The organism is Mobilicoccus pelagius NBRC 104925 (genome assembly GCF_000247995.1).
GTDB classification, from domain to species: Bacteria; Actinomycetota; Actinomycetes; order Actinomycetales; family Dermatophilaceae; genus Mobilicoccus; species Mobilicoccus pelagius.
The window spans coordinates 22,217-41,535 of record NZ_BAFE01000075.1 but is presented as its reverse complement, the minus strand read 5'-3'; the positions used below and the strand labels follow the sequence as shown (position 1 = coordinate 41,535).

The 19,319-nt window shown below is 66.9% G+C and carries 25 protein-coding genes; all 25 read right to left on the bottom strand.

Annotated elements, in window-relative coordinates; all coding sequences use genetic code 11:
• Positions 1-13: 13 nt before the first annotated feature.
• The 25 genes from rplR to MOPEL_RS11330 all read right to left on the bottom strand — a co-directional run bounded on the left by rplR (position 14) and on the right by MOPEL_RS11330 (position 19,267).
• Complete coding sequence (gene rplR, locus MOPEL_RS11450; RefSeq protein ID WP_009483071.1) at positions 14-388, bottom strand: 50S ribosomal protein L18; 375 nt, start codon at positions 386-388, stop codon at positions 14-16.
• Complete coding sequence (gene rplF, locus MOPEL_RS11445) at positions 388-927, bottom strand: 50S ribosomal protein L6 (RefSeq protein ID WP_009483070.1); 540 nt, start codon at positions 925-927, stop codon at positions 388-390. The genes rplR and rplF overlap by 1 nt, the downstream gene beginning before the upstream one ends.
• Positions 928-954: 27 nt before the next feature.
• The gene (gene rpsH, locus MOPEL_RS11440; RefSeq protein WP_009483069.1) at positions 955-1,353 is read right to left on the bottom strand and encodes a 30S ribosomal protein S8; all 399 of its coding nucleotides are present in this window, start codon (positions 1,351-1,353) and stop codon (positions 955-957) included.
• Positions 1,354-1,445: 92 nt separating this feature from the next.
• Complete coding sequence (locus MOPEL_RS11435; RefSeq protein WP_009483068.1) at positions 1,446-1,631, bottom strand: type Z 30S ribosomal protein S14; 186 nt, start codon at positions 1,629-1,631, stop codon at positions 1,446-1,448.
• Positions 1,632-1,633: 2 nt separating this feature from the next.
• Entirely contained in the window at positions 1,634-2,206 is a 573-nt protein-coding gene (gene rplE, locus MOPEL_RS11430) for a 50S ribosomal protein L5 (protein ID WP_009483067.1), read from the bottom strand.
• On the bottom strand, positions 2,206-2,559 hold the full coding sequence (rplX, locus tag MOPEL_RS11425; protein WP_009483066.1) for a 50S ribosomal protein L24: 354 nt from the start codon (positions 2,557-2,559) through the stop codon (positions 2,206-2,208). The genes rplE and rplX overlap by 1 nt, the downstream gene beginning before the upstream one ends.
• Before the next feature lie 3 nt (positions 2,560-2,562).
• Entirely contained in the window at positions 2,563-2,931 is a 369-nt protein-coding gene (rplN, locus tag MOPEL_RS11420; RefSeq protein ID WP_009483065.1) for a 50S ribosomal protein L14, read from the bottom strand.
• Positions 2,932-3,058: 127 nt separating this feature from the next.
• Positions 3,059-3,367, bottom strand: coding sequence for a 30S ribosomal protein S17 (gene rpsQ, locus MOPEL_RS11415; RefSeq protein ID WP_040634225.1), 309 nt, complete (start codon positions 3,365-3,367; stop codon positions 3,059-3,061).
• Positions 3,368-3,369: 2 nt separating this feature from the next.
• Positions 3,370-3,597 (bottom strand): 50S ribosomal protein L29, encoded by a 228-nt coding sequence (gene rpmC, locus MOPEL_RS11410; protein WP_009483063.1) that lies wholly within the window; start codon positions 3,595-3,597, stop codon positions 3,370-3,372.
• Entirely contained in the window at positions 3,597-4,016 is a 420-nt protein-coding gene (gene rplP / locus MOPEL_RS11405) for a 50S ribosomal protein L16 (RefSeq protein WP_009483062.1), read from the bottom strand. Before rplP ends, rpmC begins: the two co-directional genes overlap by 1 nt.
• A complete protein-coding gene (gene rpsC, locus MOPEL_RS11400; protein WP_009483061.1) occupies positions 4,016-4,861 on the bottom strand; it encodes a 30S ribosomal protein S3 in 846 nt (281 codons plus the stop codon). The genes rplP and rpsC overlap by 1 nt, the downstream gene beginning before the upstream one ends.
• The gene (rplV, locus tag MOPEL_RS11395) at positions 4,861-5,229 is read right to left on the bottom strand and encodes a 50S ribosomal protein L22 (protein WP_040634248.1); all 369 of its coding nucleotides are present in this window, start codon (positions 5,227-5,229) and stop codon (positions 4,861-4,863) included. The genes rpsC and rplV overlap by 1 nt, the downstream gene beginning before the upstream one ends.
• Positions 5,230-5,273: 44 nt before the next feature.
• On the bottom strand, positions 5,274-5,555 hold the full coding sequence (gene rpsS / locus MOPEL_RS11390) for a 30S ribosomal protein S19 (RefSeq protein ID WP_009483059.1): 282 nt from the start codon (positions 5,553-5,555) through the stop codon (positions 5,274-5,276).
• Between the two features lie 15 nt (positions 5,556-5,570).
• Positions 5,571-6,407, bottom strand: coding sequence for a 50S ribosomal protein L2 (rplB, locus tag MOPEL_RS11385; protein ID WP_009483058.1), 837 nt, complete (start codon positions 6,405-6,407; stop codon positions 5,571-5,573).
• Between the two features lie 45 nt (positions 6,408-6,452).
• Positions 6,453-6,752 (bottom strand): 50S ribosomal protein L23, encoded by a 300-nt coding sequence (gene rplW / locus MOPEL_RS11380; RefSeq protein ID WP_009483057.1) that lies wholly within the window; start codon positions 6,750-6,752, stop codon positions 6,453-6,455.
• Positions 6,749-7,399 carry a 50S ribosomal protein L4 gene (gene rplD, locus MOPEL_RS11375; RefSeq protein ID WP_009483056.1) on the bottom strand — a complete coding sequence of 217 codons (651 nt, stop codon included), beginning with the start codon at positions 7,397-7,399 and terminating at the stop codon, positions 6,749-6,751. Before rplD ends, rplW begins: the two co-directional genes overlap by 4 nt.
• A gap of 2 nt (positions 7,400-7,401) precedes the next feature.
• Positions 7,402-8,064, bottom strand: a complete 663-nt coding sequence (gene rplC / locus MOPEL_RS11370; RefSeq protein WP_083841844.1) for a 50S ribosomal protein L3 — start codon at positions 8,062-8,064, stop codon at positions 7,402-7,404.
• Between the two features lie 11 nt (positions 8,065-8,075).
• On the bottom strand, positions 8,076-8,384 hold the full coding sequence (gene rpsJ / locus MOPEL_RS11365; protein ID WP_006502853.1) for a 30S ribosomal protein S10: 309 nt from the start codon (positions 8,382-8,384) through the stop codon (positions 8,076-8,078).
• Positions 8,385-8,880: 496 nt separating this feature from the next.
• Positions 8,881-9,690 carry an enoyl-CoA hydratase/isomerase family protein gene (locus MOPEL_RS11360; protein ID WP_009483054.1) on the bottom strand — a complete coding sequence of 270 codons (810 nt, stop codon included), beginning with the start codon at positions 9,688-9,690 and terminating at the stop codon, positions 8,881-8,883.
• A 169-nt stretch (positions 9,691-9,859) separates the two neighbouring features.
• Positions 9,860-10,204: a DUF2599 domain-containing protein gene (locus MOPEL_RS11355; RefSeq protein WP_051992297.1), complete on the bottom strand. Its 345-nt coding sequence runs from the start codon at positions 10,202-10,204 to the stop codon at positions 9,860-9,862.
• A gap of 362 nt (positions 10,205-10,566) precedes the next feature.
• A complete protein-coding gene (tuf, locus tag MOPEL_RS11350) occupies positions 10,567-11,760 on the bottom strand; it encodes an elongation factor Tu (RefSeq protein ID WP_009483052.1) in 1,194 nt (397 codons plus the stop codon).
• 115 nt (positions 11,761-11,875) lie between these two features.
• A complete protein-coding gene (fusA, locus tag MOPEL_RS11345) occupies positions 11,876-13,978 on the bottom strand; it encodes an elongation factor G (protein ID WP_009483051.1) in 2,103 nt (700 codons plus the stop codon).
• Positions 13,979-14,090: 112 nt separating this feature from the next.
• Positions 14,091-14,561, bottom strand: a complete 471-nt coding sequence (rpsG, locus tag MOPEL_RS11340) for a 30S ribosomal protein S7 (RefSeq protein WP_009483050.1) — start codon at positions 14,559-14,561, stop codon at positions 14,091-14,093.
• Positions 14,561-14,935, bottom strand: a complete 375-nt coding sequence (gene rpsL / locus MOPEL_RS11335; RefSeq protein ID WP_009483049.1) for a 30S ribosomal protein S12 — start codon at positions 14,933-14,935, stop codon at positions 14,561-14,563. The genes rpsG and rpsL overlap by 1 nt, the downstream gene beginning before the upstream one ends.
• A 438-nt stretch (positions 14,936-15,373) precedes the next feature.
• Positions 15,374-19,267 (bottom strand): DNA-directed RNA polymerase subunit beta', encoded by a 3,894-nt coding sequence (locus tag MOPEL_RS11330; RefSeq protein WP_009483048.1) that lies wholly within the window; start codon positions 19,265-19,267, stop codon positions 15,374-15,376.
• Between the last annotated feature and the right edge of the window lie 52 nt (positions 19,268-19,319).

Sequence of the window (19,319 nt, the reverse complement as noted above, 5' to 3'; positions counted from 1 at the left end):
GTCGACATCGCGCTCACAGCGACAGACCTCCCTCTCGGGCGCCCTCGGCGATCGCCGCGACACGTCCGTGGTACTTGTTGCCGCCACGGTCGAACACGACCGCGTCGACGCCGGCGTCCTTGGCGCGCTGGGCGAGGAGCTCGCCGACCTTGCGCGCCTTGGCCGTCTTGTCGCCCTCGAACGCGCGGAGGTCGGCCTCCATCGTCGAGGCGGACGCGAGGGTGTGACCCTGCACGTCGTCGACGACCTGGGCGAACATGTGCCGCGACGAACGGGTGACGACGAGCCGCGGACGAACCGCGGTGCCGGTGATGCGCTTGCGAAGGCGGAAGTGACGACGCGTACGCGCCGAAGCCTTGCTCTTGCCGCGCTTGATCGTGAGTGCCATCACTTACCAGCCTTTCCGACCTTGCGGCGAATGTGCTCGCCCGCGTACCGCACACCCTTGCCCTTGTACGGGTCGGGCTTGCGGAGCTTGCGGATGTTGGCGGCGGTCTCGCCCACGAGCTGCTTGTCGATGCCCTGGACCGCGAACTTCGTGGGGCCTTCGACGGTGAAGGTGATGCCCTCGGGGGCCTCGACCGTGATGGAGTGGCTGTAGCCGAGCGCGAACTCGAGGCTCCCGCCCTTGTTCTGCACGCGGTAACCGGTGCCGAAGATCTCCATCTTCTTCTCGTACCCGTTGGTGACGCCCTCGACCATGTTCGCGATGAGCGTCCGGGTGAGGCCGTGCAGCGAGCGGGACTCGCGCTCGTCGTTGGGACGGGTGACCGTGAGGGTTCCGTCCTCTTCGCGAGCGACCCGGATGGGTTCGGCCACGGCCATGGCCAGCTGGCCCTTGGGACCCTTGACCGAGACGGCCTGGCCGTCGATCGTCACGTCGACGCCTGAGGGAATGGTGATGGGGAGTCGTCCGATTCGGGACATTGCCTGGTCTCCTTCCTGCTTCTCGGATTACCAGACGTAGGCGAGGACTTCCCCACCCACACCCTTGTTGGCGGCCTGCTTGTCCGTGAGGAGGCCGGAGGACGTGGAGATGATCGCCACGCCGAGACCACCCAGGACCTTGGGCAGGTTGGTCGACTTCGCGTAGACGCGGAGTCCGGGCTTCGACACGCGCCGCACGCCCGAGATGGAACGCTCGCGGTTCGGGCCGTACTTGAGGTCGATGGTCAGCGTCTTGCCGACCTCGGCGTCCTGCACGCTCCAACCCGCGATGTAACCCTCGGAAGCGAGGATCTCCGCGATGTTGGACTTGAGCTTCGAATACGGCATGGACACCGCGTCGTGGTGCGCCGAGTTGGCGTTACGCACGCGGGTCAGCATGTCCGCGATGGGGTCTGTCATCGTCATTTTGGGCTTCTCCGCCCTTCCTCACCGCGGTTTCTCCCGCACCTGCTGTGCGGCAGACCTTCGGTGTAGAAGTGTTGAAAGTGGACGAGCTGTTACCAGCTGCTCTTGGTCACGCCGGGCAGCTCACCGCGGTGAGCCATCTCGCGCAGGCAGATTCGGCAGAGGCCGAACTTGCGGTACACCGAGTGGGGCCGGCCGCACCGCTGGCAGCGGGTATAGGCGCGGACCTTGAACTTCGGCTTGCGGTTGGCCTTGTTGATCAGTGCGGTCTTGGCCACGATCAGTTCTCCTTGAACGGGAATCCGAGGTGACGCAGCAGCGCCCGACCCTCGTCGTCGTTGGTCGCCGTCGTGACGACGGTGATGTCCATTCCGCGAACGTGGTCGATCTTGTCCTGATCGATCTCGTAGAACATGGACTGCTCGTTGAGGCCGAACGTGTAGTTGCCACGACCGTCGAACTGCTTCGGCGAGAGGCCACGGAAGTCACGGATACGGGGAAGCGCCACGGTGACCAGACGGTCGAGGAACTCCCACATCCGGTCGCCACGGAGCGTCGTGTGGCAGCCGATCGGCATGCCCTCACGGAGCTTGAACTGCGCGATGGACTTGCGGGCCTTGGTGACGACCGGCTTCTGACCGGTGATCGCCGTGAGGTCGCGGACCGCGCCTTCGATGCGCTTGCTGTCCTTGGCGGCCTCGCCGACACCCATGTTGACGACGACCTTGACGACACCCGGGACCTGCATGACGTTCGCGTAACCGAACTCGTCCTGCAGCTGGCTCTTGATCTCGTCGCGGTACTTGACCCGAAGACGCGCCTCAGGAGCCTGCGTCATGGTGCTCTCACTCATCAGAGGTCCTTCCCGGAGCGCACGGCGACGCGGACGCGCTGCGTCTTCGTCTTGCCGTCACGCTCGACCGTCTCGACCCGCGTGCGGATCCGGGTCGGCTTCTTCGTCTCGGGGTCGACGACCATCACGTTGCTCACGTGGATCGGGGACTCGACCTGGACGATGCCGCCGGCACCCCGCTGGCTCGCACGGGTGTGCTTGGTGATGCGGTTGATGCCCTCGACCAGCACGCGCTGGGTCTCCGGGTACACCTCGAGGACCTTGCCCTGCTTGCCGCGGTCGCCGCCCTTGTCCTGCTTGCGACCGGAGATGACCTGCACGAGGTCACCCTTCTTGATCTTCATCTTGGCCATGGGTTACAGCACCTCCGGGGCCAGCGAGATGATCTTCATGAACTTCTTGTCACGCAGCTCACGGCCGACAGGGCCGAAGATGCGCGTACCACGCGGGTCGCCATCGTTCTTGAGGATGACGGCAGCGTTCTCGTCGAACCGGATGTAGGAACCGTCCGGACGGCGGCGTTCCTTCTTGGTGCGCACGATGACGGCCTTGACGACGTCGCCCTTCTTGACGTTGCCGCCAGGGATGGCGTCCTTCACCGCGCCGACGATGACGTCCCCGATGCCGGCATAACGCCGGCCGGAGCCACCGAGCACGCGGATGCACAAGATCTCCTTGGCACCGGTGTTGTCGGCGACGCGAAGTCGCGACTCCTGCTGGATCACTTCTCACTCCTGTCGTCGCGCCGGTTCTCAGTCGGGGTCTCCCCCCGGTGAGCCTTGCGGAACTTACTGGCCAGATGCCTGGCCGAGGTCTGTTGAGAGGGCGGGTGCGGGGGCCTCGGCCCCGGGATCACTTGGCCTTCTCGACGATGCGCACGAGGCGCCAACGCTTCGAGGCGGAAAGGGGACGCGTCTCCATGATGAGTACGCGGTCACCCACGCCGGCCTCGTTGTTCTCGTCGTGCGCCTTGAGGCGGCTGGTACGACGCATGACCTTGCCGTAGAGCGCGTGCTTCACGCGGTCCTCGACCTCGACGACGATGGTCTTGTCCATCTTGTCGCTGACGACGTAACCGCGAGCGGTCTTGCGGAAGTTGCGGCCCTCGCCGGTCTCGACGCTCTGGTCGGTCACGGTGTTCTCCTCCGGTGTGGTCGTCATGGTCACTTCGCCACCTTCGGGCCGCCGATGTTGAGCTCGCGCTCACGCATGATCGTGTAGATCCGCGCGATGTCCTTGCGGACCGCACGCAGGCGGCTGTTGTTCTCGAGCTGACCAGTGGCGGACTGGAACCGCAGGTTGAACAGTTCGCCCTTGGCCTTCTTGAGCTCGTCGGCGAGCTTCTCGTCGGACATCTCGCGGACGGCGTCCGCTGCCAGGTCCTTCGCCATCAGTTCTCACCACCCTCACGTGCGACGAAACGGCACTTCATGGGGAGCTTGTGCGCGGCGAGACGCATGGCCTCACGCGCGACCTCCTCGCTGACACCGGACAGCTCGAACATGACACGGCCCGGCTTGACGTTCGCGACCCACCACTCCGGCGAACCCTTACCGGAACCCATGCGGGTCTCGGCGGGCTTCTTCGTGAGCGGGCGGTCCGGGTAGATGTTGATCCAGACCTTTCCGCCACGCTTGATGTAGCGCGTCATCGCGATACGAGCGGACTCGATCTGACGGTTGGTGACGTAGGCCGGCGTGAGCGCCTGGAGGCCGTAGTCACCGAACGCGATCTGCGTGCCGCCCTTCGCCATGCCGCGGCGAGTGGGGTGGTGCTGCTTGCGGTGCTTGACTCGACGGGGAATCAACATCAGGAATCTGCTCCCTCGGTGGTCGCGGGGGCGCCCGACGTCACGGCCGTCTCACTGCCACCCGTGCTCTCGTTCGTGCGGGGGGCGCGGGTACCGCGGTCTCCCCCACGCTCGCCGCCGGGTCGACGTCCACGGGCGGGACGGTCACCGCGAGGTCCACGACCGCCGCGGCCGGGGGCCGCCGCCTGCTGGGCAGCGAGCTCCTTCGCCGTGAGGTCGCCCTTGTAGATCCACACCTTCACGCCGATACGGCCGAAGGTGGTGCGGGCCTCGTAGAAGCCGTAGTCGATGTTCGCGCGGAGGGTGTGCAGCGGCACGCGGCCCTCGCGGTAGAACTCGGTGCGGCTCATCTCGGCGCCGCCGAGACGACCGGAGACCTGGACACGGATGCCCTTGGCGCCGGCGCGGAGCGAGGACTGCATGCCCTTGCGCATCGCACGACGGAAGGACACACGGGCCGAGAGCTGCTCGGCGATGCCCTGCGCGACGAGCTGGGCGTCCATCTCGGGGTTCTTGACCTCGAGGATGTTGAGCTGCACCTGCTTGCCCGTGAGCTTCTCGAGCTCGCCGCGGATGCGGTCCGCCTCGGCGCCGCGGCGACCGATGACGATGCCCGGGCGGGCCGTGTGGATGTCGACGCGGACGCGGTCACGCGTGCGCTCGATCTCGACGCGGCTGATGCCGGCGCGCTCCATGCCCGTGGACATGAGCTTGCGGATGGCCACGTCTTCCTTGACGTAGTCGCGGTAACGCTGGCCGTCCTTGGTGCTGTCGGCGAACCACCGCGACACGTGGTCGGTGGTGATGCCGAGACGGAAGCCGTTCGGGTTGACCTTCTGACCCATCAGCGAACGCCTCCATTCGTCTCGGGCTGGCTGACGTGCACGGTGATGTGGCTCGTGCGCTTGTTGATGCGGTAGGCGCGGCCCTGTGCACGGGGCTGGAACCGCTTCATCGTGGGACCTTCGTCGACGTACGCCGTCGTGACGACGAGCGCACGCTCGTCGAACGGCAGCGACTCGCGCTCCGCCTTCTGGCGGGCGTTCGCGATGGCGCTGGCGAGAACCTTGTACACCGGCTCGCTCGCGGACTGCGGCGCGAACTGCAACACGGCGAGGGCCTCGGTGGCCTGCTTGCCGCGGATGAGGTTCACGACACGGCGGGCCTTCATCGGCGTGACACGCACGCCGCGGGCCTGTGCCCTGGCTTCCACAGTCACGACCTCCTCCTGCGTGGTCTGGGACTTCGTAACGGCCATCAGCGACGACGACCCTTCTTGTCGTCCTTCACGTGACCCTTGAAGGTGCGCGTCGGGGCGAACTCGCCGAGCTTGTGCCCGACCATCGCCTCGGTGACGAACACCGGCACGTGCTTGCGTCCGTCGTGGACGGCGAGCGTGTGGCCGAGGAAGTCGGGCGCGATGACCGACCGGCGCGACCAGGTCTTGATGACGTTCTTGGTGCCCGCTTCGTTCTGGGCGTCCACCTTCTTCTGAAGGTGGTCGTCGATGAAGGGGCCCTTCTTCAGGCTGCGAGGCATATCAGCGGGCTCCTATCAGCGCTTCTTGCCGGTACGACGACGACGGACGATGAGCTTGTCGCTCTCCTTGTTGGGGCGGCGGGTACGTCCCTCCGGCTGGCCCCAGGGGCTGACCGGGTGACGTCCACCGGAGGTGCGACCCTCACCACCACCGTGCGGGTGGTCCACCGGGTTCATGACGACACCACGGACGGTCGGGCGCTTGCCCTTCCACCGCATGCGGCCGGCCTTGCCCCAGTTGATGTTGCTCTGTTCGGCGTTGCCGACCTCGCCGATCGTCGCGCGGCAGCGGACGTCGACGTTGCGGATCTCACCGGAGGGCATACGCAGCTGGGCGTAACGACCCTCCTTGGCCACGAGCTGGACTCGCGCACCGGCGGAGCGGGCGATCTTAGCGCCGCCACCGGGGCGGAGCTCGATCGCGTGAATGACCGTACCGACGGGGATGTTGCGCATCGGCAGGTTGTTGCCCGGCTTGATGTCGGCGCCGGGGCCGTTCTCGATGCGGTCACCCTGCTTGAGGCGGTTCGGCGCGATGATGTAGCGCTTCTCGCCGTCGGCGTAGTGCAGCAGCGCGATGCGGGCGGTGCGGTTCGGGTCGTACTCGATGTGAGCGACCTTCGCCGGCACGCCGTCCTTGTCATGACGACGGAAGTCGATGACGCGGTAGGCGCGCTTGTGGCCACCGCCAATGTGACGGGTCGTGATACGGCCCTGGTTGTTACGACCACCGGACTTGGAGAGCGGGCGGACCAGCGACTTCTCAGGCTGGCTACGCGTCACTTCGACGAAGTCGGCGACGCTGCTCCCGCGACGACCCGGCGTCGTCGGCTTGTACTTTCGGATACCCATGAGATCAGTTCTCCCTTAGCGATTCGATCGGCTGCAGGGGCGCGCTCAGCGCGCTCCGCCGAAGACGTCGATCGAGCCTTCCTTGAGGGTGACGATGGCGCGCTTGGTGTCCTTGCGCTTGCCCATCCCGAACCGGGTCCGACGGGTCTTGCCGGGGCGGTTCAACGTGTTGACGGAAGCCACCTTGACCTTGAAGATCTCCTCGACGGCGATCTTGATCTCGGTCTTGTTGGCGCGCGTGTCGACGAGGAACGTGTACTTGCCCTCGTCCATCAGCGTGTAGGACTTCTCGGAGACGACCGGCGAGAGCAGGACGTCACGGGGGTCCTTGTTCAGGGCGCTCACTTGGCGGCCTCCTTGGACTTCGTGGCGGCGGCGACGAACGCCTCGAAGGCGTCCTCGGTGAAGATGATGTCGTCGGCGCACAGGACGTCGTAGGTGTTCAGCTGGTCGGCGAACAACACGTGCACGGACGGCAGGTTGCGCACCGAGAGCATGGACGTCTCGTCGCCCCGGTTGACGACCACCAGCTGGTTGACCCGCTCGGTGATCGCAGCCATGAGCTTCGTCGCGGAACGCGCCGACGGGGTGTCCCCCTCGACGAGGCCGGTGACGACGTGAACGCGGTCGTGACGGGTACGATCGGAGAGGGCACCGCGGAGGGCGGCGGCCTTCATCTTCTTGGGGGTCCGCTGGCTGTAGTCACGCGGCTGCGGGCCGTGGACGGTGGCACCACCGGCGAACTGCGGCGCACGGATCGAACCCTGGCGGGCGCGGCCGGTGCCCTTCTGGCGGTAAGGCTTGCGGCCACCACCGCGGACGTCGGACCGCGTCTTGGTGGCGTGCGTCCCCTGGCGGGCCGCGGCCTGCTGAGCCACGACGACCTGGTGGATGAGCGGCACGTTGGTCTGCACGTCGAAGATCTCGGCGGGCAGGTCGACCGTGCGACCGGCAGCGGCACCCGTGGTGTCACGGACGTCGATCGTCGTCATGGTCACGCTCCCTTCACAGCGGTGCGGACGAGCACGACGGCGCCGCGGGGGCCGGGAACGGCACCCTTGATGAGCAGGAGACCCTGCTCGGCGTCGACGGCGTGGATCTGCAGGTTCTGGGTCGTCTGACGGACCCCACCCATGCGGCCGGCCATGCGGTGGCCCCTGAACACGCGGGAGGGCGTCGCACAGGCGCCGATCGAACCCGGCTTGCGGTGGTTGCGGTGGGCACCGTGGCTGGCGCTCACACCGGAGAAGCCGTGACGCTTCATGACACCGGCGAAGCCCTTGCCCTTGGTGCGGCCGACGACGTCGACACGCTGCCCGACCTCGAAGGCCTCGGCGGTGATCTCCTGGCCGGCGTTGAAGGTGCCGGCCTCGGAGGTGCGGAGCTCGACGAGGTGACGGCGCGGCGTCACGCCGGCCTTCTCGAAGTGCCCGGTCATCGGCTGGTTGACCTTGCGCGGGTCGATGGCCCCGAAGGCGATCTGCACGGCGTTGTAGCCGTCGGCGTCTTCGGTGCGAACCTGCGTGACGACGCACGGGCCGGCCTTGACGACGGTCACCGGGACGAGGCGGTTGTCGGCGTCCCACATCTGGGTCATGCCGAGCTTCTCGCCCAGCACGCCCGTGACGGGGCGCTCGGTCTTGGAAGAAATGCTCATCTGCACTGCCCTCAGAGCTTGATCTCGATGTTGACGTCGGCCGGCAGGTCGAGACGCATGAGCGAGTCGACGGCCTTGGGCGTCGGGTCCACGATGTCGATGAGGCGCTTGTGCGTGCGCATCTCGAAGTGCTCGCGGCTGTCCTTGTACTTGTGGGGCGACCGGATGACGACGAAGACGTTCTTCTCCGTCGGCAGCGGCACGGGGCCCACCACGGTCGCTCCCGCACGCGTCACGGTGTCGACGATCTTGCGCGCCGAGGAGTCGATGACCTCGTGGTCGTACGACTTCAACCGGATGCGGATCTTCTGTCCCGCCATCGTCGTTACGTCTCTCTTCCCTGTCGTTCCACTACGGATCCGATCCCGTGAGGCCGACCCACGCGGTCGGGCGTGTCGCACCGAACGGCTTGGCCGAAGGCAGCACGAAGTACTACCCCTCGGTCCTGGTCGACCCCGGCCGGAACCGGAAGTCTCAGATTGATCGCGCGAGGCTCCAGTTCACGGACGGATCCGTGTGCTAGTCACCTCTCGCGAGGGACGGCAGCGGTCCGGACGCGTCTTTTTCCACGAGGCACGAATCAGCGCACGCTGCCGTCAAGCAACCGTTCGATTCTGACAGATGAGCGGCCCAGAGCCAAATCGGGCCGGAAGGGCGACCGTTTCGTGGACATCCGGGTGTCACCGGTCGGCCACCCGGGATTCTCCCCCACGTCCCCGAACCCCACCTCGCACGGTGCGTGGCGCCGGGCGCGCCTCACCGAGGCGCACCCGCCCGACGCACGTCCTGCGGCCGGAGCATCTCCGGGCCGATTCGTCAGCGCCCGGGAAAGGCGGGCTTGTCCTTGGCGACGAACGCGCGGACGCCCTCTGCCTTGTCCTCCGTGCCGAAGGCCTGTCCAAAAACTCCGGCCTCGAGGTCGAGCCCCTCCGCGGTAGGCAGGGGCCCGGCCTGCTCGACGAGACGCTTGCTAAGGCGGATCGCCACCGGCGACTTCGCCGCCATCTCGGCGACGACGGCCTTCGCACCGGCAACGACGTCCGCCGGGGTGTCGAAGAGCGCGTTGACGAGGCCGATACGGTGCGCCTCCTCCGCCGGGACGGTCCGACCGGTGAAGACGAGCTCGCGCGCCATGCCGACACCCACTCGATCGGTCAGGCGCACGGACCCCCCGAAGCCGGGGACGAGGCCAAGGTTGACCTCGGGCTGACCGAACTTGGCGTTGCGACTCGCGTAGATGAAGTCGCACGCCATCGCGAGTTCGCAACCCCCTCCCAGGGCGAAGCCGTTGACCGCGGCGACGACGGGGACGGGGAGCGCCTCGAGACGCAACGTCACGTCCTGCATGCGCCGGCTGTACCGCTCACCGTCCTCGGGACTCATCCCCTCCATCTCGCGGATGTCGGCGCCGGCGACGAACGACTTCTCCCCCGCCCCGGTGACGATCACGCCGCGGATGGGCCAGTCACCCTCCTCACCGACGTGGGCGAGGACCTCGGTGAGGTTCCACAGATCCTCGACGACCTGCCCGGCGAGGGCGTTCATCGCCGCGGGGCGGTTGACCGTCACGACGAGCGCGGGCCCGTCCTGCTCGACGAGAAGAGTCTCGTAGCTACCGAAGTCCATGCGTGTCTCCTGGGGTCGGGCGGGCGTTCGCGGCCCGCGAGGTCGGTCGCCCCACGCTATCCCGCGCCGAACCACACCACCCGTCCGCCCCGGGCGCATAACACGACGGGCGGCCGGCCCCATCACCCTCACCGACATCATCGGTGTGTCGACGACGGCCCGGAGCACATCACCCGGCGTCTCGGACGTCTCCCGGGTTGCAGCCCGCACGCACGGTCCGCCAGTACCCGACCGCCGGCCGCGCGGGCTCGAGGTACCACGCCTCCTTCTGCGAGGCGAACGCCGCGTGACACACGAACTGGTCGCGCATCCCCGGCGCGTCGGCCCCGGGGACGGCACAGACCACCCGTCGCCATGCCTCCTCGTACACCTCGGGATCGCTCGACTCTCGGAGCCTGTCGGAGGGGGTGACCCGGAGGGCTCCCTCGCCATCCCGCCCGACCCACGACGCGTCGTCGACGAGGCGTCCCTCCTGCCGCGCCGAAGGTCCGTGCCCGCCGGAGGGGGGGCGCACTCGTCGACGAACCGGACGACGTGGAGGCTCCTGCACCGGCCTCGGCCGGTCCTCGGTCCGCGTCGCCTCCACCCCCGGCTCGCAGCCCGCCTGCTCCACACCCCGCAGCCGACACCCCCAACAGGCACGCTGCCATCAGACAGCTCGCCACGGTGCGCGGCGCCCGCCGGGCCCCGACCGACCGCGCCCCCCGGACTCTCGTCCCCATCTTTGCCACCTCGGGCTCCCTCCCCTCCCCCGCACACCCGGCCCACTCGAGGGCCCCTCCCCCACCGACATGCCCCAGGGACACGCCGAAGGCCCGGGCAGCGAACTGCCCGGGCCTTCGTGATCGGCGCGAACGCCGAATCAGCTGCGAATCATCACTTGATGATCTCGGTGACGCGGCCGGCGCCGACCGTACGACCACCCTCACGGATGGCGAACTTGAGGCCCTCTTCCATCGCGATGGGCTGAATGAGGTCGACCTTCATGTCGGTGTTGTCACCGGGCATGACCATCTCGGTACCCTCGGGGAGGTGCACGACGCCCGTGACGTCCGTGGTCCGGAAGTAGAACTGCGGACGGTAGTTGTCGTAGAACGGCGTGTGACGGCCACCCTCGTCCTTGGACAGGATGTAGACCTGGCCCTCGAACTCGGTGTGCGGGGTGATCGAGCCCGGCTTGCAGATGACCTGGCCGCGCTCGACGTCCTCGCGCTTGGTACCGCGGAGGAGCAGACCGACGTTCTCGCCCGCACGACCCTCGTCGAGGAGCTTACGGAACATCTCGATGCCGGTGACCGTCGTCTTGGAGGAAGCCTCCTTGATGCCGACGATCTCGACCTCCTCGTTGACCTTGAGGACACCGCGCTCGATACGGCCGGTGACGACCGTGCCACGACCGGTGATCGTGAAGACGTCCTCGACGGGCATGAGGAACGGCTTGTCGATGTCGCGCTCCGGCTGCGGGATGGCCTCGTCGACGGCGTTCATGAGCTCGAGGATGGACTCGGCCCACTTCTCGTCGCCCTCGAGGGCCTTGAGAGCGGAGACCTTGACGACGGGGACGTCGTCACCGGGGAACTCGTAGGAGGACAGCAGCTCGCGGACCTCCATCTCGACGAGCTCCATGATCTCCTCGTCGTCGACCATGTCGGCCTTGTTGAGGGCCACGACGATGTAGGGGACGCCGACCTGGCGGGCCAGGAGGACGTGCTCCTTCGTCTGAGGCATCGGGCCGTCGGTCGCCGCGACCACGAGGATCGCGCCGTCCATCTGAGCGGCACCGGTGATCATGTTCTTGACGTAGTCGGCGTGCCCGGGGCAGTCGACGTGCGCGTAGTGACGACTCTCGGTCTGGTACTCGATGTGAGCGATCGAGATCGTGATGCCGCGCTGCTTCTCTTCCGGGGCCTTGTCGATCGAGTCGAACGGCGACGCCTCGTTCAGGTCCGGGTACTTGTCGTGCAGAACCTTGGAGATGGCAGCCGTCAGCGTCGTCTTGCCGTGGTCGATGTGACCGATGGTGCCGATGTTGACGTGCGGCTTGCTCCGCTCGAACTTCGCCTTCGCCACTGTTGTCCTCCTGGTGGACTTGGTGTGGATACGCCACCGGCCGGGGCCAGGTGTGGCGTCTTTTGATGGGTTACTGCGGTGTGATCACGAAGAGGAGGGGGTGAGTGTACCCGCCTCACTCGCCTCGCATCTTCTTGACGATCTCGTCGGCGACGGCCCGGGGGACCTCCGCGTACGAGTCGAACTGCATCGTGTAGTTGGCTCGACCCTGGGTCTTCGACCGGAGGTCGCCAACGTACCCGAACATCTCCGAGAGCGGAACGAGCGCCCGGATGGACTTCGCACCACTCACGTCGTCCATGGACTGCATCTGCCCACGACGAGAGTTGATGTCGCCGATGACGTCGCCCATGTACTCCTCGGGCGTACGGACCTCGACGGCCATCATCGGCTCGAGCAGGACCGGGTCGGCCTTGCGGAGAGCCTCCTTGGTGGCCATCGAACCGGCGATCTTGAACGCCATCTCCGAGGAGTCGACGTCGTGATAGGCGCCGTCGACGAGGGTCGCCTTGATGCCGACCATCGGGTAGCCGGCGAGGATGCCGACGTGAAGCGCGTCCTGGATACCGGCGTCGACGCTCGGAATGTACTCACGCGGGATACGACCACCGGTGACGGCGTTCGCGAACTCGTAGAGCTCACCCTCGGAGGTGTCGAGGGGTTCGTACGTGATCTGCACCTTGCCGTACTGACCCGAGCCACCCGTCTGCTTCTTGTGGGTGTAGTCGTACTTCTCCACCTTGCGGCGGATGGTCTCGCGGTACGCGACCTGCGGCTTACCGACGTTGGCCTCGACCTTGAACTCGCGACGCATACGGTCGACGAGGATGTCGAGGTGGAGCTCACCCATACCGCCGATGACGGTTTGGCCGGTCTCCTCGTCCAGCCGGACGGTGAAGGTCGGGTCCTCCTGCGCGAGGCGCTGGATGGCCGTGCCGAGCTTCTCCTGGTCGCCCTTCGTCTTGGGCTCGATGGCGACGTGGATGACCGGCTCGGGGAAGGTCATGGACTCCAGCACGATCTGCTGGTTCATGTCCGAGAGCGTGTCGCCCGTCGTCGTGTCCTTGAGACCGATGACGGCGTAGATGTGACCGGCGGAGGCCTTCTCGACCGGGTTCTCCTTGTTGGCATGCATCTGGAACAGCTTGCCCAGACGCTCCTTCTTGCCCTTGGTGGCGTTCATGACCGGCTGGCCTGCCGTGATCTCACCGGAGTACACGCGGATGTAGGTCAGCGTGCCGAAGAAGGGGTGGGCCGCGATCTTGAACGCCAGCGCCGCGAACGGCTCGTCCGTGGACGGGTTGCGGTGCAGGATCGTCTCCTCGTCGCCCGGCTTGTGACCCTCCGTCGGCGGAAGGTCGAGCGGGCTCGGCAGGAAGTCGACGATGCCGTCGAGGAGGGGCTGGACGCCCTTGTTCTTGAAGGCCGTACCGCAGAAGACGGGGTTGTACTCGCCGGCGAGCGTGAGGGCGCGGACGCCCTTCTTGATCTCGTCCTCGGTGAGCTCCTCGCCCTCCAGGTACTTGTCCATGAGGACCTCGTCGGACTCCGCGACCGTCTCGATGAGCTGGGTGCGGTACTCCTCAGCCTTCTCCTTGAGGTCGGCCGGGATCTCCTCGACGTCGTAGTCCTCGCCCAGCTGCGTCTCACCGTGCCAGGTGAGGGCCTTCATGCGGACCAGGTCGACGACACCGACGAAGTCGGACTCGGCGCCGATCGGGATCTGCATGACGAGGGGCTTGGCGCCGAGGCGGTCGACCATCGTCTTCACGGAGAAGTAGAAGTCCGCGCCCATCTTGTCCATCTTGTTGATGAAGCACATGCGCGGGACGCCGTAGTGGTCGGCCTGGCGCCACACCGTCTCGGACTGCGGCTCGACGCCCTCCTTGGCGTCGAACACCGCGACGGCACCGTCGAGGACGCGCAGGTTGCGCTCGACCTCGACCGTGAAATCGACGTGTCCAGGCGTGTCGATCAGGTTGATCTGGATGCCCTTCCAGAAGGAGGTGACGGCAGCGGAGGTGATGGTGATACCCCGCTCCTTCTCCTGCTCCATCCAGTCGGTGGTCGAGGCGCCGTCGTGCGTCTCGCCCATCTTGTAGTTGACACCCGTGTAAAACAGGATGCGCTCGGTCGTGGTGGTCTTGCCGGCGTCGATGTGCGCCATGATGCCGATGTTGCGGACCTTGCGCAGGTCGGTCAGGACATCCTGTGCCACTGGCTACTCAGCTCTCTTGTCGTGGGGATTGTCGGAACGGAAGCGCGGGTCTCGCCCTCGCCGGCCGCATTCCCCCGCCCCGGCAGGTGCCGGGGCGGAGGGATGAGCTGAATTACCAGCGGTAGTGCGCGAAGGCGCGGTTGGACTCGGCCATCTTGTGCATGTCCTCGCGGCGCTTGACAGCGGCGCCGAGGCCGTTGCTGGCGTCCAGGATCTCGTTCATGAGGCGCTCGGTCATCGTCTTCTCGCGACGCTGACGGGAGTACCCGACGAGCCAACGGAGGGCGAGGGTCGTGGAACGACCCGGCTTGACCTCCACCGGGACCTGGTAGGTCGCGCCACCGACACGGCGGCTGCGGACCTCGAGGGCGGGCTTGACATTGTCGAGCGCACGCTTGAGCGTGACGACGGGGTCGGTACCCGTCTTCGCGCGGCAGCCCTCGAGGGCGCCGTACACGATGCGCTCGGCGGTGGTCTTCTTGCCGTCGAGGAGGATCTTGTTGACGAGCTGCGTGACGAGCGGCGACCCGTAGACCGGGTCGACGACGAGCGGGCGCTTGGGAGCGGGGCCCTTACGAGGCATTACTTCTTCTCCTTCTTCGCGCCGTAGCGGGAACGCGCCTGGCGGCGGTTCTTGACGCCCTGCGTGTCGAGCGAGCCGCGGATGATCTTGTAACGGACACCCGGAAGGTCCTTCACACGGCCGCCACGCACGAGCACGATCGAGTGCTCCTGCAGGTTGTGTCCCACGCCGGGGATGTAAGCGGTGACCTCGATCTGGCTGGTCAGCTTGACGCGCGCAACCTTGCGCAGCGCGGAGTTCGGCTTCTTCGGCGTGGTGGTGTACACACGCGTGCACACGCCACGTCGCTGGGGGCTGCCCTTCAGCGCGGGCGTCTTGGCCTTGGTGGCCTTGTCGCTACGTCCTTTACGGACGAGCTGGTTGATCGTAGGCACGTAGTCTCCGTACGTCGTCGATGTGATCGGCCCTCGCTGGGACGTCGGGCCTCCTTGACTGCCGCGGGTCGGTACCCGCGGCGCTCTCCCCTGCACTTCCCGTCCTGGACGCGTACGACGACGGGTTGCCCGGCGAGAGGACATCTCCTGGCCGCGACCGGTCGAGCGGACCGATGGCCGCCGCTCCGCCGGTGGGGCGTTGCTCACGATCTCGGTCCCGCGACCGATGTATGAACCGACCGCGTTCGGCGGGACTGGGCACGACTGTCCCAGGACATGCCCCACCAGCGTACCTGCAGGGTCGACATGCGGCCAAATCGAGGCGATTGCGACCGGCTTCGCGTCGCCGCGGCACGGCCCCCTGGCGGAGGCCCCCCGACGCCACGAGGGCCGACCACGCAGGTGCGTGATCGGCCCTCGCGAGGCATCTCCGAACGGTCAGTCCGCGTCGAGCCCCAGGCTGACGTCGTCGAGCCGAACCGCCGCGCCCGACCCCGGCCCGAAGGTCGGGTAGTCGAACTGCTGGTAGTCGGGCATCGAGTACATCGCGGCCTTGGCCTCCTCGGTGGGCTCGACCCGGACGTTGCGGTAGCGGGGCAGACCCGTACCGGCCGGGATGAGCTTTCCGAGGATGACGTTCTCCTTGAGGCCCAGCAGCGGGTCGCTCTTGGCGTGGATCGCCGCGTCCGTGAGGACACGGGTCGTCTCCTGGAACGACGCCGCCGACAGCCACGAGTCCGTGGCGAGCGAGGCCTTGGTGATACCCATGAGCTCGGGACGGCCGGACGCGGGCTTGCCACCCTCGGCGACGACCCGACGGTTCTCCGTCTCGAAGCGCCCACGCTCGGCCATCGAACCCGGCAGCAGGTCGGCGTCGCCCGCCTCGATGATCGTCACGCGACGGAGCATCTGGCGGACGATGACCTCGATGTGCTTGTCGTGGATCGACACACCCTGCTGGCGGTAGACCTTCTGCACCTCGTCGACGAGGTGCATCTGCACGGCGCGCGGGCCGAGGATGCGGAGGACCTGCTTGGGGTCGATCGCACCCTGGATGAGCTTGGTCCCCACGTCGATGTGCTGGCCGTCCTGCACGAGCAGACGCGCACGCTTGCTCACGGGGTAGGCGTGCTCCTCGCTGCCGTCGTCCGGCGTGAGGAGGACCCGGCGAGCCTTGTCGGTCTCCTCGATCTGCACCCGACCGCTGGCCTCAGCGATCGGCGCGACACCCTTCGGCGTCCGTGCCTCGAAGAGCTCGACGATACGGGGCAGACCCTGGGTGATGTCGTCGGCCGAGGCCGCACCACCGGTGTGGAACGTCCGCATCGTGAGCTGGGTACCCGGCTCACCGATCGACTGGGCCGCGATGATGCCGACGGCCTCGCCGATGTCGACGAGCTTGCCCGTGGCGAGGCTGCGCCCGTAGCACTTGGCACAGGTGCCGACGTGGCTGTCACAGGTGAGGACGGACCGCACGCGGACCTCCTCGATGCCCGCGGCGACGAGCCGGTCGATGAGCACGTCTCCGAGGTCGACACCGGCCTCGACGAGCACCTCGCCGTTCTCGTCGCTGATGTCCTCGGCGAGCGTACGGGCGTAGACGGTGCTCTCGACGTCCTCGTGGGCGACGAGGCTGCCGTCGGTCCGACGCATCGCGATGGGCAGCGTGAGGCCGCGGTCGGTGCCGCAGTCCTGCTCGCGGATGATGACGTCCTGGGAGACGTCGACGAGACGACGCGTCAGGTAACCCGAGTCGGCCGTCCGCAGTGCGGTGTCGGCGAGACCCTTACGGGCACCGTGCGTCGAGATGAAGAACTCCAGCACGGAAAGACCCTCGCGGAAGTTCGACTTGATCGGTCGCGGGATGATCTCGCCGCGCGGGTTGGCCATGAGGCCACGCATACCGGCGATCTGACGCAGCTGGAACCAGTTACCACGGGCACCCGAGGACACCATGCGGTAGATGGGGTTGAGGCGCGGGAAGTTCGCCTCCATCTCCTTGGCGACCTCGTTGGAGCCCTGGGTCCAGATCTCGATGAGCTCCTGACGGCGCTCGTCGTCGGTGATGAGACCCCGCTCGTACTGGACCTGGACCTTCTCGGCCTTGGCCTCGTAGTTCTCGAGGATCTCCTGCTTGCGGGGCGGCGTGACGACGTCCGAGATCGACACGGTCGTGCCCGACCGGGTCGCCCAGTAGTAGCCCGTCTCCTTGAGCGCGTCGAGGCTCGTCGCGACCTGCACCTTGCTGTAGCGCTCGGCGAGGTCGTTGACGATCGTCGACAGACGCTTCTTGTCCACGGGGGCGTCGACGAACGGGTAGTCCGCCGGCATCGTCGTGTTGAAGATCGCGCGGCCGAGGGTCGTCTCGACGAGGATCTCGGCGATGGAGCCGTCCTCGCGCACCTCGACGCCCTCGGGCAGCTCGTAGCCGATCGGGGGGACGAAGTCGGTGAGGCGGATCCTGACGACCGAGCCCAACCCGATCTCGCGGGCGTCGAAGGCCATGCGGGCCTCGGCGACGCTGCGGAAGCAGCGGCCCTGGCCCGGCCCGTCGTCGAGCGCGGAGGTGAGGTGGAACAGGCCGATGATCATGTCCTGGCTGGGCATGGTGACCGGGCGTCCGTCGGCCGGCTTGAGGATGTTGTTGCTGCTCAGCATGAGGATGCGGGCCTCGGCCTGCGCCTCGGAGGAGAGCGGCACGTGGACGGCCATCTGGTCGCCGTCGAAGTCGGCGTTGAACGCACCGCAGACGAGCGGGTGGAGCTGGATGGCCTTGCCCTCGACGAGCTGCGGCTCGAACGCCTGGATGCCGAGACGGTGCAGCGTGGGCGCACGGTTGAGCAGCACGGGGTGCTCGGTGATGACCTCTTCGAGGACGTCCCACACCTGCGGACGGGCACGCTCGACCATGCGCTTGGCCGACTTGATGTTCTGCGCGTGGTCGAGGTCGACCAGACGCTTCATCACGAACGGCTTGAACAGCTCGAGCGCCATCTGCTTGGGCAGACCGCACTGGTGCAGCTTGAGCGTCGGGCCGACGACGATGACCGAACGGCCGGAGTAGTCGACGCGCTTGCCGAGGAGGTTCTGACGGAATCGACCCTGCTTGCCCTTCAGCATGTCGGAGATCGACTTGAGCGGGCGGTTGCCCGGACCCGTGACTGGACGACCGCGACGACCGTTGTCGAACAGCGCGTCGACGGCCTCCTGCAGCATCCGCTTCTCGTTGTTGACGATGATCTCGGGCGCGCCGAGGTCGAGCAGTCGCTTGAGGCGGTTGTTGCGGTTGATGACACGGCGGTAGAGGTCGTTGAGGTCCGACGTCGCGAAGCGGCCACCGTCGAGCTGCACCATCGGGCGCAGGTCCGGGGGGATGACCGGGACGCAGTCGAGCACCATGCCGTTCGGGCTGTTGCTCGTCGTCTGGAAGGCCGTGACGACACGGAGACGCTTGAGGGCGCGGGTCTTCTTCTGGCCCTTGCCCGTCGCGATGATCTCGCGGAGGATCTCGGCCTCGGCGTCGAGGTCGAAGTCCTCGAGGCGCTTCTGGAGCGCCGCAGCACCCATACCGCCCTCGAAGTACATGCCGAAGCGATCACGCATCTCGCGGTAGAGGAGCTCGTCGCCCTCGAGGTCCTGGACCTTGAGGTTCTTGAAGCGGTCCCACACCTGCTGGATGCGCTCGGCCTGCTGGTCGGCCTTGCGACGGATCGCGTTCATCTCGCGCTCGGCGCCCTCGCGCACCTTGCGGCGCACGTCACCCTTGGCACCCTCGGCCTCGAGCTCGGCCAGGTCGGTCTCGAGCTTCTTGGCACGCGCGTTCACGGCCGCGTCGCGGTCGTTCTCGATCGTCTTCTTCTCGACCTCGATCTGCGCCTCGAGCGAGGGCATGTCGCGGTGACGCGCCTCGGTGTCGACGGACGTGATCATGTAGGCCGCGAAGTAGATGACCTTCTCGAGGTCCTTCGGGGCCAGGTCGAGCAGATAGCCGAGGCGGCTCGGAACACCCTTGAAGTACCAGATGTGGGTGACGGGGGCGGCGAGCTCGATGTGGCCCATCCGCTCACGGCGCACACCGGACCGGGTGACCTCGACGCCGCACCGCTCGCAGATGATGCCCTTGAACCGGACGCGCTTGTACTTGCCGCAGTAGCACTCCCAGTCCCGGGTGGGGCCGAAGATCTTCTCGCAGAAGAGTCCGTCCTTCTCGGGCTTGAGGGTGCGGTAGTTGATCGTCTCGGGCTTCTTCACCTCGCCATGGCTCCACGCACGGATGTCCTCCGCGGTGGCCAGGCCGATGCGCAACTCGTCAAAGAAATTGACGTCGAGCACGTGTGTCTCTCTCTCGCTCTACAAAACTCAGGTCAAGACGTGGTGTGGCCGG